The sequence below is a fragment of the Microbacterium sp. As-52 genome (assembly GCF_049949185.1).
Taxonomy (GTDB): domain Bacteria; phylum Actinomycetota; class Actinomycetes; order Actinomycetales; family Microbacteriaceae; genus Microbacterium; species Microbacterium maritypicum_A.
Genome location: NZ_CP188171.1, coordinates 1,194,165 through 1,208,106, shown reverse-complemented (window position 1 = coordinate 1,208,106; position 13,942 = coordinate 1,194,165). Strand labels below are relative to the sequence as shown.

Sequence of the window (13,942 nt, the reverse complement as noted above, 5' to 3'; positions counted from 1 at the left end):
CCGCCGTCGATCATCCGATGATGCCTTCTCGTCGACTCACTCTGCGACCGGGAGGCCGAGGTCCTTCAGGGAGGAGACGGCGGTGTCCTGCGCGGTGGTGAAGATGTCGGCCACCGATGCCGTGCCGGCGACGGCCGCAGCGGCGGTCTCGTTCATCTTCGACAGCGTCGAGAAGCCCGGTGCGTAGGGGAAGTCGGGGTTCAGATTCTCGGTGGCCGTGCTCAATTCGGCGAGCACATCCTGACCGCCGAACTGGCGGAGCATCTTCTCGGGGGTCTCCACGTCGCCCTTGGCGGCGACGACGAGGCCCTGCGATGCGAGGTCGTCGACCTGCGTGTTGAACCAGTCGTTGAACTCCATCGCTTCGGCGGGGTACTCGCAGCCCTTCATCACCGAGACGCCGGAACCGCCGTCGGGGCCGCTCATGGCACCCGCGCCGAAGTCGGGAAGCTGGGCGACACGCCACTGCCCCTCGGCCGGTGTGCCGTCGAGCGAATCGAGGAGGAACCCGGCCTCCCACGCGGCTCCGACGTGGCCGATGAGGCTGCCGTCGTTGAGCGCGGCGGTGAAGCCCTCACCCCAGCGCTCGGTCGCCAACGTCTGCTTGCCGTCGAGCAGGCCCTGCCAGAACGCGGCGACGCGCTCGGAGCCGGCGCCCTCGGCGTCGACCTTCCACTCGTCGCCGGCGGTGCTGAACCAGGTGTCGCCGGCCGCGGCCGACTGGGCGGAGAGCCAGTTCTGAGCCTCATCCGGTGTGAACGCGGTGACGTACTTGCCGGCGGCGGCCGCTGCGGCGGAGTCGGCCGTGAGGTCGTCGAGCGTCTTCGGGGCGTCGAGGCCCAGCGCCGTGAACTCGGCCTCGTTGTAGAAGTAGACGAGGGGGCCGGTGTCCTGCGGGAGGCCCACGATGGCGTCGCCGACCTTCATGCCGCTGAACGCACCGGCCGAGAAGTCGTCCTCGTACTTCTTCGCCTCGTCCGCGACGTCCTGCAGCAGTCCCTTGACGAACAGCTGAGGGACCTCCGAGTAGCCCGTCTGCGCGAGGCAGGGTCCGTTGCCGGCCTTCACGTCGGTCTCGAGCTTGAGGATCATGTCGCTCGACTTGCCGTCGAACTTCGTCGCCTTCACCTGGATGTCGGGGTGTTCGGCGTTCCAGCGGTCGACGATCTCGGAGGCGGGGGTCATGCCCTCGCCGTCAGGCAGGCGGTGCAGGTACTCGATCGTGATGGGCTCGCCGCTGGCGCCACTGTCACCGGAGTCGCCGGATGAGCAGGCTGCGAGGCCGAAGGCCGACACCGCGCCGACCGCGACGATCGCGGCGGTGCGGGTGAAGCGAGGGGTGATTGCCATGCTGTTCTCCTCTTTGAGGTCATGTTCCTGCGGATCGCCCTGGGCGGGGGTGACGCCGAGGCGCCGTCGATCACAAGCACATCCAACCACAGAATGTTTGCGCTCACAACCGACAAACGAAGTCGGTGACGCTTATACTCGGCCTCATCGAGGGAGCGCTGACATGCTCTGACACGCACACGCCGACCGTCGGTTTCGCGGCGATGCCCCGATCCACCGGAGAGGACATCTGCCGATGACACGAAGCCCGCTCGTCCTGATGAACGATTGGGTCTCCGCGATGCCTCCGCGAGCGTTGGTCGAGACCGCGCTCCGCGAAGGCTACGACGGGGTGGAGCTCTGGCTTCCCTCGGAGTCGAGCGCCCGGCGCGAGCTCGTCGCGGCGATAGACGAGACCGGTGCGCCGGTCTCGTTGCTCGTCGGAAGCGTCGAGTCCGATCCTGAGGCGCACCGCCGCGCGCTCGCGCTCCAACTGGATGCCATCGGTGCCGAGGGCATCGCCCCGCTGCACATCACCCTGCACGCCGGCCGGGACCACTGGAGGGAGCGGGACCTGGACGCGCTCGCCGGCTGGATCGTCGCCGAGCGCGAGCGGACCGGCATGGACATCCTGGTCGAGACGCATCGTGCGCGGATGCTCCCCTCCGCGCACTCCTCGGCGCGATTGCTCGAGAGGCATCCGGGCCTTCGGCTGACGCTCGACGTCTCCCACTGGATGGTCTCCGCCGAGTCGCTGTTGCAGGATCAGCCCGAGGCCATGGCGCTGGCTGTCGACCGCGCCGACCATATCCACGCGCGATTCGGGCACGCGCAATCCCCCCAGATCGATGACCCGCGATCTCCGCGATGGGCGTCCGCTGTCGAGGCGCAGTGGCGATGGTGGGACCTCGTCGTCGACCGTCTGCGCTCCGAGGGCCGTCGCCCGACTTTCCTGGCGGAATTCGGACCGTCGGACTACGCGACGCCGGACCCGCGGACGGGTCTGCCGCTCGGTGATCCCGCCGCACTCAATCGCTGGATCACCGGGCAGATTCGTGCCCGCTACGCCTCCGGCGAGTGATCGCGAACCCTGGGCCCGTCTGGACCAGTCTCTGAAGCGACGCATGTTTGCGCTCACAAGCCCCATGTGAGGACATCCACGGGCGATCCGGTGCGCGCGGGGAGACGATCATGCACGGTGGGCGTGGATCTCGTCACCGACGCGGATCATGCCACCACTCTGGGGTCGGCCGTCGTCCAACGGCGCCCAGCCGGGCAGGAGCAGGCGTCCGAGGGTCGGCTCCTGCTGGGCGAAGGCGCTCGTGAGGGTGGTGAGCACCTTGGCATCCCGCACGCCCGTGTCCGGGTTCGCGTGGGTCGCGAGGCAGCGCACGATGGGGCCGGCGGCCTGGAAGGCGACGTCGCCGACGCGCACCTGGCCGGTCCACTCGAGCTCGCTCCAGGGAGAGGCGTCGTCGATCACCACGTTGGAGCGGAAGCGTCGGTCGTCGACGTTCGTCCCGAGGGCTTCCCCCAATGCGCGAACGCTGGCTCGGCCGTGAATCGAGACGTAGCCCCGCGGGCGGTCCTGGAAGCGCGACGTCTCCCCGTCACCGACGAGCGCGAGCGGGAGTCGGCCGGGGCGTCGCAGCCGACGGCCCTCGGGGGTCGCGAGGACGAAGTCGGTGACGGCATCGGTCAGCTCGCGCCGTCCGCCGTCGTCGAGGGTCGCCTCGACGAGCACCGAGCCGGCGTGTTCGATGCGGATGCGTCGGGTCTCGTCGTCATAGCTCGTGCGCAGGGCGGCGAGCGCGGGAAAGTCCTGGAGGGCGAGCCCCTTGGCCTTGGGCCAGTAGTCGAAGCCGTCGCGGTCCTCCGGCTCGGCGGCATCCGCGAACCGGAAGGCGAGCACGCGATCGCCGGTGATCCGGCCGTCGGGCTGCACGGTCAGGGAGTCCCGACGCTCGGGGGTGAGTCCCTTGATCGGGTGACGGTAGAGGGCGACGACGTGTGCCATGAGGAGATCCTCTCAGCTGGCGACGTCGGGGCATGACAGACGGTGCTCTGTCGCTGAGCACATCAGCTCAGCGCCAGAGCACGACGAAACACCCGCACGTGGTGCGGGTGCGACGAACAGAGGGGCGGTCAGGCCTTCTCTAGTTCGTCCTCGTCTTCGTCGGCATAGTCATCGGCCCACTTGTCGACATACGCGTCTTCGTCGGTCGGATGACCCAACTCGCGCTCGAGAGCGGAGTAGTTCACCGACGGACTGTACGCCTTGAGTTCGCGGGCGATCTTGGTGTGTTTCGCCTTCTGACGGCCACGGCCCATGCGCGAGACCCCCTCACGAGTTAAGCTGCGGGCTGTTCAGGCCCGATGCATTTCACGACACCGGCTGAACGCCGGTAAGAGTAGCATTCAGAATAGCACGCGGGTACGACCCTCTGGCTGATGCCAGGCCGGTGAAGGGAACGATCATCATGACCGACAACACCTCCACTCCGTCCGACGAGGCCGCACAGAATGCGGCACTGCAGAAAGCCGTCATCGTCGGCATGCAGCTGGACCAGGACCGACACGTGATCGATGAGGCCGTCCGCTACGCGCGACTGCTGAGCGCACCGCTCGTGGTCGCGCACGTCGACGTCACGCGCTTCGTGACGTACGAGGACCCGGACGGCTACGTCCACTCGGCTCCGATCGACATCAACTTCGACGCCGGAGCCGCGGAGTTCGAGGCGGTCGAGGCCGCTGCGGCCACGCTGCTCGCGGGCACCGACGTCACCTGGACGGCGCGGCAGCTGGTCGGCGATCCGGCTCTGGCGATCAAGCAGCTCGCCAACAAGCTCGACGCGCAGCTGATCGTCGTCGGTACACGCAAGCGTGGCATCGGCGAGTCGATCAGGGAGTTCTTCACCGGATCGGTGGCCGCGCGCCTCGCGCACCGGCAGCATCGTTCGATCCTGGTCGTGCCGCTCGGAGAGTCGGTGCCGGACGAGCAGAAGGAGATCTGGCCCGAGAAGTAGCGGCCGTTCCCCGGACGCAGAAGAGGCCCCGTCGGCGATTGCCGGTGGGGCCTCTTCTCGTACGGCGTCACCCCATGTGGATGACGATGCCGTGACGTCGCGCGGAGGGTGACGTCTGCACGGGTGGGGTGGGGAGCTGCGGTTGTCGCGCGTGCCCCGGCAGACGAGGTTCCACCCGCGCGCGGGCGTCGTCCTGCCGCGGACGTGCCGCACCCGGCTCCGAACCGATCACGGGCGCGGCGTGCTCAGGGCGACCGTGACACCGCGTGCGGCGGTGTCGAGCGCCGCTTCGAGCTCGGTGACGACCGAGGGGGAGAGGGTGCCGCCCTTCGCGATGTGGGTGCGCAGATCGGTGCGCACCCGTGCGCGGAAGGCGTTGATCACGGCATCGGCGCGGTGCATCTCCTCGCGGCTGACGAGCCGGGAGTCGTCGGTCGCCGTGCGGGGACGGTTCTTCGCCGCCGTGCGCTCGCCCTTCTCGGCCGCTGCCAGATCGGCGCGAAGGCTCTTCATCGCGTCCTGGACGCTCTGCCGCACCTCGCTCGCGATCAGCCGCACCGAGTCGGTGAGGCCGGCTTCGATGCCGGCGAGGTCGCCCTCGCGCGACGCGAGCTCCGCCCGCCCAGCCTCGGTGATGGAGTAGATGGTGGTGCGGCCGTCGACGGTCTTGGTGACCAGCCCCTCTTCCTCGAGCTTCGCGAGCCGGGGATAGATGGTCCCGGCGCTCGGCGTGTAGGTGCCGCCGGTGCGATCGGTGAGCGACTGGATGATGCCGTAGCCGTGCTGCGGCGCCTCGGCGAGCAGCGACAGCAGGTACAGGCGCAGGTCGCCGTGGGAGAAGACCGCGGGGCTCATGCTTCCCACTCCGGGTCGTCGGCGATCGATGCCGGGGTGCGGCGGAGGACCGTCACGCCCCCCGAGACGGAGTTCGCGCGCAGGTCGACGAAGCGTCCGGCGAGCTCCCCGGTCGTGCCCGTGTAGTTGCTGGGGCCCGAGGTGCTGCGCTCGACCCCGTCGATCAGCAGGCGTCCGCTCAGTGACCGGATGACGTAGTTCGCGGCGAGCGACTCGTCGAGGCGCACGGTGGTGCTGCCAGAGACCGAGTTGACGTTGATGGTGTTCACGTCGCCCGCGGCGTCGACCAGCGTGGAGCCGGAGACGATGTCGACGGTCGCCCGGCGCACGGCACCGGTGACGGCCACATCGCCCGAGACGCTGTTCGCGCTGATCGAGCCGGTGAGGCCGCGCACCTGCACGTCGCCCGACACGGAGTTGACCGTGAGGTCGCCGATCAGGGTGTCGACGATGATGTCGCCTGACACGGTGTTGAGGCGGGCGTCGTTGCGGAGTCCGGAGACCAGAGCCCCGGCGCTGACGACACCGAGGTTCAGGGCGATCGCGCGGGGGACCGCGACGCTCACCTCGGCGCGGGGGCCGCCGGAGCCGAAGTTGCGGAACACCTCGAGGAAGTTGTCCCAGCCCAACTGCGGGTGGTCGATCTCGACCTCGCCGTCGTGGGATTCGATGCGCAGGTCCTTGGTGGTGACACCGTGCACCTCGATGCGGATGCCCGGTTCGTCATGGGCGATGATGTCGACCTGTCCACCGACGAGGCCCACCTTGAGGCGGGTGACGGATTCGATGTCGATGACGCGTTCCTCGCCGGGGGCGATGAGCCACTTCTCGGTCATGTCTGCTTCTCCTGGGTTGAGGGTCACGATATATCGTGTGTTGCCACGATAACACGATATATCTCGATCCTGTCAAGAAGGGAGCGCGAATATTCGCTGAAAGATGTTGACCTTGACGCAACGTCAACTTCTAGAGTTCAAGACATCGCCGCACGACCACGAACGAGAGGAGGCGGTATGGAGACGAATGACTGGTCGATCCAGGAGATCGCCCGCCTCGCCGGAACCACGAGCCGCACACTGCGGCACTACGACGACATCGGCCTGCTGCCGCCCTCGCGCGTCGCGCACAACGGCTACCGGCACTACGACGGCCCGGCGCTGGTGCGTCTGCAGCGCATCCTGCTGCTGCGGGAATTGGGGCTCGGTCTCCCGCAGATCGCGGACGTGCTGGGATCCGCATCGGACAGCGATGCCGCAGCGAGCGAGGCATCGGCCCTGGAAACCCATCTCGCGCTGCTGCGCGACGAGCAGACCCGGCTGGCGCGTCAGATCGCGTCGGTCGAATCCACCATCACGGCATTGAGAGGAGGTGAGAACCTCATGGCAGAGAACATGTTCGACGGCTTCGAGCACACGCAGCACAAGGAGGAAGTCGAGGAACGCTGGGGGAAGAAGGCCTACGCCGACAGCGACAGCTGGTGGCGCGGGATGACGGACGCCGCGCGCGCCGACTGGCAGCAGCGCGTGTCCGACCTCGGGCGCGACTGGATCGCCGCCGCGGAGAGCGGCATCGATCCGGCTTCACCCGCGGCCCAGGAGGTCGCGCGTCGCCACGTCGAGTGGCTCACGGGCATCCCGGGCACACCCGCCGCCGTCCCCGGCGGAGACGTCAAGGCATACGTGATCGGGCTCGGCGAGATGTACGTCGCGGATCCGCGCTTCGGCGCGAACTACGCGACATCGTCCGGCGGCACGCACGGTGCGGAGTTCGTCCGCGACGCGCTCCGCGTCTACGCGGAGGGCAACCTCTAGGCCACGTACCGAGCCGACCCCCTCCTGAGCGATGTCCGCGCAGGAGGGGGTCGTTCGCGTCCGGCACACGGCCTAGCCGACCGGCGCACTCGCGTGCAAGGGGGAGCCTGAGGCCCAGGCGCGGGCGTAGGGTCATGCCATGGTCCACCGCCGTGAGCGCGCGAACAACGCGCCGCTGTTCGCCGCTGCGGCCACGGCCTACGCCGTGAACTGCGCACTCGGCGCATCCGTCGCCGCGCGCCTGGTCGACACCAGCCGCTTCCGCTGGCTGCACCACGCGCTCTACATCGCGACATGTGCGACCTCGGCTGTCGCCGTCGTGGCGGGCTGGTCGCGGGGGCCGCGCACGGGTGGCCGTCGCGCTGCGGTCGGGCTGCTCCCCGCCGCCGTGCCGCTCGCGGCCATCCCGTACCTCGGCACGCACAGCCGGCGGCATCCGCTGGTCGCGCTCGCCGCCGCCCCCTTCATCGTCGCAGGGCTGATGCTCTCGCGATCCGCCGCCGACCGGAAGTGAAACGCATGGAACTGCTCGATGCCATCCGCCGCCGCAAGACCACCAACGGCGCATTCCTGCCCGACCCTGTCTCCGAGGACCATCAGCGCATCCTCCTCGAAGCCGCGGGCCGCGCTCCGTCGCAGCTGAACAGCCAGCCCTGGCGATTCGTGGTGATCGAGAGCCGCGAAACGATCGAGCAGATCGCCCGCATCTCGGGCGAGAGCATGACCGAGGCGATGTCGAACGGCACGTTCTTCGAGCGGTACAAACCGTACTTCCGCTTCAGTCAGGCCGAGATGGAGGAGAAGCGCAGCGGGATGCTGTTCGACAAGCTGCCCGCCGCGCTCCGCCCGTTCACGAGCCAGGTGTTCACCAAGCGCGGGCAGACGCTCATGAACACCTTCGGAGTGCCGAAGACCCTCGGTGCCGAGAACCGGAAGCTCGTGGCGGGGTCGCCGCTGCTGCTGGGCGTGATGCTCGACCGCAGCGAGTACCGGCCGGGGCAGCTCTCGTCGTTCTATTCGGTGTTCAGCATGGGGGCGGCGATGGAGAACGTCTGGCTCACCACGGTCGAACTCGGCATGGGCATCCAGTTCATCTCGTTCCCGATGGAGGTGCCGGGCCGCTGGGACGAGATCGTGCAGCTGTTGCGGGTGCCGGACGATCTCGAACTCATGGCCGTCTACCGGCTGGGCTACCTGCCGCCGGAACAGCGTCGCCCCGCGATCGACTGGTCGAGCAGCCAGCGCAAGCTCGTGTCGCAGTACGCGTTCCGCGAGAACGGGGAGACGCCGCAGCAGGGGTGGGACGGCGCGCCTCCCGCCGGCGACATCACTCCGGGTCCGCCGGCGTCAGGGGAGTGAGGTCTCGCAGCGCCGGACCCTCGAGGCGGGTGCCGTCCGGCGCGAAGCGCGAGGCGTGCAGCGGGCAGTCCCACGAACACTCGGCGTCGTTCCAGGCGAGCACGCCGCCCAGGTGCGTGCACACCGCGCTCACGGCGCGCGTCACACCGTCGACGGTGGAGACCGCGACCGGGCGCCCTGCGCGATTCGCCACCGCGCCCTGGCCCTCGGCCGGTTGCGGAACCGGCGTGCGGCGGGTCTCCGCCTCCACCCAGCCGGAGGCGAGCGCCGTCGCGACCTTGCCGCCCTCGACCGCACCGCGAGCGAGGTCGGCGGGCACGGTCAGACGCGTGCCGATCGTGGTGATCCAGGTCGGGCGGTCGCGTCGGGGCGTGCCCAGGATCTCGGAGGTGAGGCGCTGCGCGGCGGCGGGGGCGTTCGACAAGCCCCACTTCCCGTAGCCCGTCGCGAAGCGGATGCGGCCGAGGCCGCGCGGCATCGCCCCCACGAACGGGATCAGGTCGTGCGACTCGTAGTCCTGCGCCGACCAGCGGTGCGTCTCCTCCGCGCCGGGGAAGTGCAGCTGCGTCCAGGCGACGAGGTCCTCCACCGCGGCTCTCTCGCCGCCGGATCGGCCGACCGGGTGCCCGTTGCCGCCCACGATCAGTCGGGCGCCGCCACCGGGGCCGTCCGCGACGGTCACCGGGCGGATGGAGCGCGTCGGTCCGTCGACCGAGAGGAACGTCCCCTCCGGAACGCCGTCCGGCACGCGGAAGGACACGCAGTACGACCGGAGCCCCCGCGTCTTGGCGAAGTACAGACCTCGGTCGGTGATCGGGGTGCCCGTCGCGAGCACGATGTGGTCGGCGAAGAGCGGCCCGTGCGCGGTGTCGACGCGACCGGCCAACGCGTGGGTTCCCGTCGCGCGAACGCCGGTGTGGAGCGTGCCGCCGCCGGTGAGAAGCTCCTCGGTGAGGGCGAGGGAAACGGCCACGGGGTCGATCGCGACCTGCTCGTCGAGCGCCACGGCGGCGGCCACCGGGAACGGGGTCGCGGGGAGTGAGGTGGGCGACGCCAATCGCGTCGGCAATCCGGCTTCCCGAGCCGCGGAGTGCTGCTCGTCGACCGTGTCGATGCCGGAAGGGCCCTGCGCGTACGAGTGGTCGGTGTGTCGTGTGAAGGGGACTCCTGCGAGCTCGGCGAATGCGAGCAGCCATTCCATGCCCGAGCGGTTGGCGTCGACGTAGGCGCGCACGAGCGCAGCCGGATGATGGCGCCGGATCGTCGCGAGCTGGCCACCCTGCAGCAGGGAGAGCTTGCCCGTGTTGGCCCCCGTCGCGAGCTCGGCGACCTCGCCCGCCTCGATCACGGCCACGTCGAGCCCGGCTCTGGTGAGCATCACCGCCGTGGAGAGACCGGTGATCCCGGCGCCGACGATGACGACGTCGTGGTGCGCGCCGGGTTCGAAGGGGGATCCGACGGGCAGGGTGCGGTCGAGCTTCCACAGGGGATTCATGTCGTCAGTCAACGCCCTTCGCGTCCCGGTATCCACCGCCTTGACATCCGCAGGGGCCGCTGCCATCCGGCGAACGCCGCGCTGCTCGGCGACTACAGTGGCGGAGGTGAACCTCCGCCGCATCCTGCTCGTCGCCGCCGGCGGCACGGTGGGGACGGCCGCACGGCTCGGCCTCGCCCTCGCGCTCCCGGATGGGGGCGGTATTCCCGTCGCGGTGCTCATCGCCAACGTCGTCGGGGCCCTGCTGATCGGCGTGCTGGCGGCCCGCCTGCCCGCATCGGCCGACCTGCGGCTGATGCTCGGCACCGGAGTGCTCGGCGGATTCACGACCTACAGCGCGTTCATGACCGGCACTGTCGCCCTGTGGGCTGACGTGCCTGCTCTCGCCGCCGCCTACGCGGTGGGCAGCCTCGTTCTCGGGCTCGGTGCGGCAGCTCTCGGGCTGCGTCTCGGCCGGCCCCGGACGGGACGGGCATCATGAGCCCGCTGCTGTTCCTCGGTGCCGCGCTCGCCGGAGGGGTCGGCGCGGTGCTGCGCTACCTCGCCGATCTCGGCGTCGCCCGTCTCGCGGGTCGTCGGTTCCCCTGGGGCATCCTGCTGGTGAACCTCACGGGCTCGTTCGCGCTCGGACTGGTCACCACCGCCCTGCCGGATGCCGCCTTCCTTCTCGGCGCCGGGTTGTTGGGCGGCTACACGACCTTCAGCACGGCGATGCTCGACACGGTGGCCCTGTGGCGCGACGGCGAGCGCCCCGCGTCGACGTTCAATGCGATCGGGATGCTGCTGCTCGGTCTGCTCGCCGCGGGCCTCGGTCTCGCCCTCGGTTCAGCCCTGTAATCGAGGGTTGCGGGGTGCGGCCCCCTCGGGCTACTCTCCTTGCTAATCGATTAACGCTAAACGATTAACATCCGTTTCTGCACTCGTGCACCTGTCGAAGGAGACACCGATGCCCCGTACGACCCGCCGCGCTCTCGGCGCCCTCGCCGCGTCAGCGGTCGCTGTCCTCGCCCTCAGCGCCTGCTCCTCCTCCTCGACGGGCGGCGGCAGCGCCGACGGCGAGGTCACCCTCAGCTATGCCATCTGGGACGAGAACCAGAAACCGGCGATGGAAGACATCGCCGCTGCCTTCACGAAGGAGAACCCGAACGTCACGATCGACATCCAGGTCACGCCGTACAAGGAGTACTTCACGAAGCTGCAGACGGCGGCATCCGGCGGTTCGGCGGCCGACGTCTTCTGGATGAACGGCCCGAACTTCCAGCTCTACGCGTCGAACGGGCAGCTCGCTCCTCTCGATGACGGTGGCATCGACGCCGCGGACTATCCGCAGGGCCTCATCGACCTCTACACCTACGACGGCAAGCTCTACGGCGCCCCGAAGGACTTCGACACCGTCGCCCTCTGGTACAACAAGGCGCTCTTCGACGCGGCGGGTGTGGAGTACCCCTCCGCGGACTGGACCTGGGACGACTTCACCGCGGCCGCCGCGAAGCTCACCGATCCCGCGAAGGGCCAGTTCGGGGTCGCCGCCAGCCAGTACGGCCAGGAGAACTTCTACAACTCGATCGCCCAGGCCGGTGGTGAGGTGATCTCCGCCGACGGGACGAAGAGCGGATACGGCTCGCCCGAAGCGCTCGCCGGCATCGAGCTGTGGACCGACCTGATCGCGGCGGGCTCCTCGCCCACGGCGCAGCAGATGACCGACACCAACCCCGAGGACTTCTTCCTCTCCGGCAAGGTCGCCATGTTCCAGAACGGATCCTGGGCGGCCATCGCCTACGCGGACAACGCCGACATCGGCGGCAGCGTCGATGTGGCCCCGCTCCCCGCCGGAGCAGAGGGCAACCAGAGCGTGATCCACGGTGTCGGCAACGTCGCCAACGCGAAGAGCGCACACCTCGCCGAGGCCAAGGCGTTCGCCGAGTTCGCCTCCGGAGAGCAGGCGGCGAAGATCCAGGCCGAGACCGGCACCGTGATCCCCGCGTTCGAGGGCACGCAGCAGGCGTGGGTCGACGCTCTGCCCCAGTACGACCTTCAGGTCTACATCGACGCGCTCGAGAACGCCGTGCCGTACCCGGCCTCGAAGAACACCTCCGCCTGGACGAGCATCGAGAGCGAGGTGCTCTCGCAGGTGTGGTCGGGCGCGGTGTCCCCGAAGGACGGCCTCCAGGATCTCGCCGACCAGATGCAGGCGGCACTGGACGCCGAGCAGGAGTGACCGCATGACCGTCATCGCGCCGCGCGCGGTCGAGACGGCGGAGCGGGTGCCGGAGCCGCAGAGCCCCGGCACCCGCCGCCGACGGAGTCCGGGAGCGTCCCCCTGGTGGGCGCTGGTCTTCCTCGGCCCGACCGCCCTCGGGATCGCCGCGTTCTATCTCTGGCCGACCGTCCGCACCCTCATCATCTCGTTCACCAAGTCAGGCCCGTTCGGCGGGGCCGAGTGGGTGGGAATCGAGAACTACACGCGCCTGTTCCAGGACCCCGAGCTGATCGGAGCCCTCCGCAACACCGCGATCTACACGATCATCGCCCTCATCGGCATTCCCCTCGCGGTCGGCATCGCCGCGCTGCTGAACACCGCCGGCCTCAAGGGGCGCAGCGCCTACCGCACGCTGTACTTCATCCCCGTCGTCACCATGCCGGCAGCCATCGCGCTGGTGTGGCGCATGATCTACAACGGCGACTACGGAGTGCTCAATGCGGCCCTCGGTGCCGTCGGGATCGAGGGCCGCAGCTGGCTCACCGACCCGAACACCGCGCTGGTCGCGATCGCCGTCGTGGGCATCTGGGCGGGGCTCGGCACCAACATCGTCATCTTCCTCGCCGGACTCCAGGGCATCCCCGACACGATCATGGAGGCGGCCGACCTCGACGGCGCGGGCCCGGTGCGCAAGTTCTTCTCGATCACGATCCCGCTGCTGTCGCCGTCGATCTTCTTCGTCAGCGTGATCAGCGTGATCGGAGCGCTGCAGGTGTTCGACCTCATCTACATGATGCTCGGCCGCAGCAACCCCGCGATGCCGAACACCCGCACCGTCGTCTATCTCTTCTACGAGGCGGGCTTCCTCGACAACGACCGCGGCTATGCGGCCGCCATCGCCTTCCTCCTGCTCGTGATCATCCTGATCCTCACGATCGTGCAGTTCCGTCTGCAGAAGAAGTGGGTGCACTATGAGTGACGTCTCGCTCGACACACGCGCCGTGGTCGGCGCCCCCGTGGGCCGCTCCGGAACCCGGGCGGGGAAGCCGAGGAACCGCGGCCTCTGGATCGTGCATCTCGTGCTGATCCTCGGCGCGGTGCTGATGGTCTTCCCGTTCGTCTGGCAGCTGCTGACCTCGTTCAAGACGCTGTCCGACTCGGTGCAGGTGCCGCCGTCGTTCCTGCCGCGGGAATGGGTGTTCACGAACTTCGCCGAGGTGTTCGACTCGATGCCGTTCGGACAGATGTTCCTGAACTCCGTGTGGCTCACGGTCGGGCGCACGGTCGGCCAGGTGGTGCTGTGCACCATGGCGGGCTACGCGTTCGCACGCATCCCGTTCCCCGGCCGCAACGCCCTGTTCGTCGTGTTCCTCTCGGTGCTCATGGTGCCGTCGCAGCTGTACCTGCTGCCGCAGTACGAGATCATCCAGTCGCTGGGCTGGCTCAACACGCTGCAGGCGCTCATCGTGCCGGGCATCTTCAGCGCCTTCGGCACCTTCCTGATGCGGCAGTTCTTCATGTCCATGCCCGCCGAGCTGGAAGAGGCCGCCCGCATCGACGGAGCGAATCCGTGGCAGACCTTCTGGCGGATCATGGTTCCGCTCGCGAAGCCTGGCATCATCGCACTTGTGGTGTTCACCGTGCTGTGGTCCTGGAACGATCTGCTCTGGCCGTTGATCGTGACGACCGACCCCGCGAAGATGCCGCTGTCGGTCGGGCTCTCGCAGCTGGTCGGCATCCACGGCACCGACTACCCGGTGCTGATGGCCGGCGCGCTGCTGGCGACGCTGCCGATGCTGGTGACCTTCATGATCCTGCAGCGGCAGTTCATCCAGGGCATCGCGTTCAGCGGATCGAAGGGCTGAGA

At 68.9% G+C, this 13,942-nt stretch carries 16 protein-coding genes; 10 read left to right on the top strand and 6 right to left on the bottom strand.

Translation table 11 applies throughout. From position 1 onward, the window contains the following. Positions 1-36: 36 nt before the first annotated feature. The gene (locus ACLFA2_RS05795) at positions 37-1,350 is read right to left on the bottom strand and encodes an ABC transporter substrate-binding protein (protein WP_136023792.1); all 1,314 of its coding nucleotides are present in this window, start codon (positions 1,348-1,350) and stop codon (positions 37-39) included. 235 nt (positions 1,351-1,585) lie between these two features. On the opposite strand from ACLFA2_RS05795, the gene ACLFA2_RS05790 reads away from it, so the two are divergent. Beyond that, positions 1,586-2,410 (top strand): sugar phosphate isomerase/epimerase family protein, encoded by an 825-nt coding sequence (locus tag ACLFA2_RS05790; RefSeq protein WP_426622196.1) that lies wholly within the window; start codon positions 1,586-1,588, stop codon positions 2,408-2,410. 108 nt (positions 2,411-2,518) lie between these two features. On the opposite strand, the gene ACLFA2_RS05785 is transcribed toward ACLFA2_RS05790, so the two are convergent. Together ACLFA2_RS05785 and ACLFA2_RS05780 are read right to left on the bottom strand one after the other, a co-directional pair. After that, complete coding sequence (locus tag ACLFA2_RS05785) at positions 2,519-3,346, bottom strand: MOSC domain-containing protein (protein WP_426622195.1); 828 nt, start codon at positions 3,344-3,346, stop codon at positions 2,519-2,521. Positions 3,347-3,474: 128 nt separating this feature from the next. After that, positions 3,475-3,660, bottom strand: a complete 186-nt coding sequence (locus tag ACLFA2_RS05780; RefSeq protein WP_029259537.1) for a DUF3073 domain-containing protein — start codon at positions 3,658-3,660, stop codon at positions 3,475-3,477. Between the two features lie 149 nt (positions 3,661-3,809). On the opposite strand from ACLFA2_RS05780, the gene ACLFA2_RS05775 reads away from it, so the two are divergent. After that, a complete protein-coding gene (locus ACLFA2_RS05775; RefSeq protein ID WP_029259536.1) occupies positions 3,810-4,355 on the top strand; it encodes a universal stress protein in 546 nt (181 codons plus the stop codon). 228 nt (positions 4,356-4,583) lie between these two features. On the opposite strand, the gene ACLFA2_RS05770 is transcribed toward ACLFA2_RS05775, so the two are convergent. Both ACLFA2_RS05770 and ACLFA2_RS05765 read right to left on the bottom strand, forming a co-directional pair. Continuing rightward, positions 4,584-5,210, bottom strand: coding sequence for a PadR family transcriptional regulator (locus ACLFA2_RS05770; protein ID WP_029259535.1), 627 nt, complete (start codon positions 5,208-5,210; stop codon positions 4,584-4,586). After that, complete coding sequence (locus tag ACLFA2_RS05765) at positions 5,207-6,046, bottom strand: DUF4097 family beta strand repeat-containing protein (protein ID WP_426622194.1); 840 nt, start codon at positions 6,044-6,046, stop codon at positions 5,207-5,209. Before ACLFA2_RS05765 ends, ACLFA2_RS05770 begins: the two co-directional genes overlap by 4 nt. Positions 6,047-6,223: 177 nt before the next feature. Between ACLFA2_RS05765 and ACLFA2_RS05760 the strand changes: the two genes are divergently transcribed. The 3 genes from ACLFA2_RS05760 (at position 6,224) to ACLFA2_RS05750 (ending at position 8,380) form a co-directional block, all read left to right on the top strand. Continuing rightward, positions 6,224-7,021 carry a MerR family transcriptional regulator gene (locus tag ACLFA2_RS05760; RefSeq protein WP_426622193.1) on the top strand — a complete coding sequence of 266 codons (798 nt, stop codon included), beginning with the start codon at positions 6,224-6,226 and terminating at the stop codon, positions 7,019-7,021. A gap of 139 nt (positions 7,022-7,160) precedes the next feature. Continuing rightward, complete coding sequence (locus ACLFA2_RS05755) at positions 7,161-7,535, top strand: hypothetical protein (protein WP_426622192.1); 375 nt, start codon at positions 7,161-7,163, stop codon at positions 7,533-7,535. A gap of 5 nt (positions 7,536-7,540) precedes the next feature. Continuing rightward, on the top strand, positions 7,541-8,380 hold the full coding sequence (locus tag ACLFA2_RS05750; protein ID WP_426622191.1) for a nitroreductase family protein: 840 nt from the start codon (positions 7,541-7,543) through the stop codon (positions 8,378-8,380). Here ACLFA2_RS05750 and ACLFA2_RS05745 read toward each other — a convergent pair. Beyond that, positions 8,349-9,875, bottom strand: coding sequence for an FAD-dependent oxidoreductase (locus tag ACLFA2_RS05745; protein WP_297558596.1), 1,527 nt, complete (start codon positions 9,873-9,875; stop codon positions 8,349-8,351). The two genes, ACLFA2_RS05750 and ACLFA2_RS05745, sit on opposite strands and share 32 nt — an antisense overlap. A gap of 106 nt (positions 9,876-9,981) precedes the next feature. Between ACLFA2_RS05745 and ACLFA2_RS05740 the strand changes: the two genes are divergently transcribed. The 5 genes from ACLFA2_RS05740 to ACLFA2_RS05720 all read left to right on the top strand — a co-directional run bounded on the left by ACLFA2_RS05740 (position 9,982) and on the right by ACLFA2_RS05720 (position 13,940). Then, positions 9,982-10,356, top strand: a complete 375-nt coding sequence (locus ACLFA2_RS05740) for a fluoride efflux transporter FluC (RefSeq protein WP_036271458.1) — start codon at positions 9,982-9,984, stop codon at positions 10,354-10,356. Then, positions 10,353-10,712, top strand: a complete 360-nt coding sequence (locus tag ACLFA2_RS05735; RefSeq protein ID WP_029258389.1) for a fluoride efflux transporter FluC — start codon at positions 10,353-10,355, stop codon at positions 10,710-10,712. Before ACLFA2_RS05740 ends, ACLFA2_RS05735 begins: the two co-directional genes overlap by 4 nt. 109 nt (positions 10,713-10,821) lie before the next feature. After that, positions 10,822-12,093, top strand: coding sequence for an ABC transporter substrate-binding protein (locus ACLFA2_RS05730; RefSeq protein ID WP_136023797.1), 1,272 nt, complete (start codon positions 10,822-10,824; stop codon positions 12,091-12,093). 4 nt (positions 12,094-12,097) lie between these two features. Then, positions 12,098-13,054, top strand: coding sequence for a sugar ABC transporter permease (locus ACLFA2_RS05725; RefSeq protein WP_315073847.1), 957 nt, complete (start codon positions 12,098-12,100; stop codon positions 13,052-13,054). Further along, positions 13,047-13,940 (top strand): carbohydrate ABC transporter permease, encoded by an 894-nt coding sequence (locus ACLFA2_RS05720; RefSeq protein ID WP_029265275.1) that lies wholly within the window; start codon positions 13,047-13,049, stop codon positions 13,938-13,940. The genes ACLFA2_RS05725 and ACLFA2_RS05720 overlap by 8 nt, the downstream gene beginning before the upstream one ends. Positions 13,941-13,942 lie beyond the last annotated feature (2 nt).

Coding starts and splice junctions, on each gene's coding strand:
- ACLFA2_RS05795 (WP_136023792.1), bottom strand. CDS start 1,350: ATGGCAATCACCCCTCGCTTCACCCGCACCGCCGCGATCGTCGCGGTC.
- ACLFA2_RS05790 (WP_426622196.1), top strand. CDS start 1,586: ATGACACGAAGCCCGCTCGTCCTGATGAACGATTGGGTCTCCGCGATG.
- ACLFA2_RS05785 (WP_426622195.1), bottom strand. CDS start 3,346: ATGGCACACGTCGTCGCCCTCTACCGTCACCCGATCAAGGGACTCACC.
- ACLFA2_RS05780 (WP_029259537.1), bottom strand. CDS start 3,660: ATGGGCCGTGGCCGTCAGAAGGCGAAACACACCAAGATCGCCCGCGAA.
- ACLFA2_RS05775 (WP_029259536.1), top strand. CDS start 3,810: ATGACCGACAACACCTCCACTCCGTCCGACGAGGCCGCACAGAATGCG.
- ACLFA2_RS05770 (WP_029259535.1), bottom strand. CDS start 5,210: ATGAGCCCCGCGGTCTTCTCCCACGGCGACCTGCGCCTGTACCTGCTG.
- ACLFA2_RS05765 (WP_426622194.1), bottom strand. CDS start 6,046: ATGACCGAGAAGTGGCTCATCGCCCCCGGCGAGGAACGCGTCATCGAC.
- ACLFA2_RS05760 (WP_426622193.1), top strand. CDS start 6,224: ATGGAGACGAATGACTGGTCGATCCAGGAGATCGCCCGCCTCGCCGGA.
- ACLFA2_RS05755 (WP_426622192.1), top strand. CDS start 7,161: ATGGTCCACCGCCGTGAGCGCGCGAACAACGCGCCGCTGTTCGCCGCT.
- ACLFA2_RS05750 (WP_426622191.1), top strand. CDS start 7,541: ATGGAACTGCTCGATGCCATCCGCCGCCGCAAGACCACCAACGGCGCA.
- ACLFA2_RS05745 (WP_297558596.1), bottom strand. CDS start 9,875: ATGAATCCCCTGTGGAAGCTCGACCGCACCCTGCCCGTCGGATCCCCC.
- ACLFA2_RS05735 (WP_029258389.1), top strand. CDS start 10,353: ATGAGCCCGCTGCTGTTCCTCGGTGCCGCGCTCGCCGGAGGGGTCGGC.
- ACLFA2_RS05730 (WP_136023797.1), top strand. CDS start 10,822: ATGCCCCGTACGACCCGCCGCGCTCTCGGCGCCCTCGCCGCGTCAGCG.
- ACLFA2_RS05725 (WP_315073847.1), top strand. CDS start 12,098: ATGACCGTCATCGCGCCGCGCGCGGTCGAGACGGCGGAGCGGGTGCCG.
- ACLFA2_RS05720 (WP_029265275.1), top strand. CDS start 13,047: ATGAGTGACGTCTCGCTCGACACACGCGCCGTGGTCGGCGCCCCCGTG.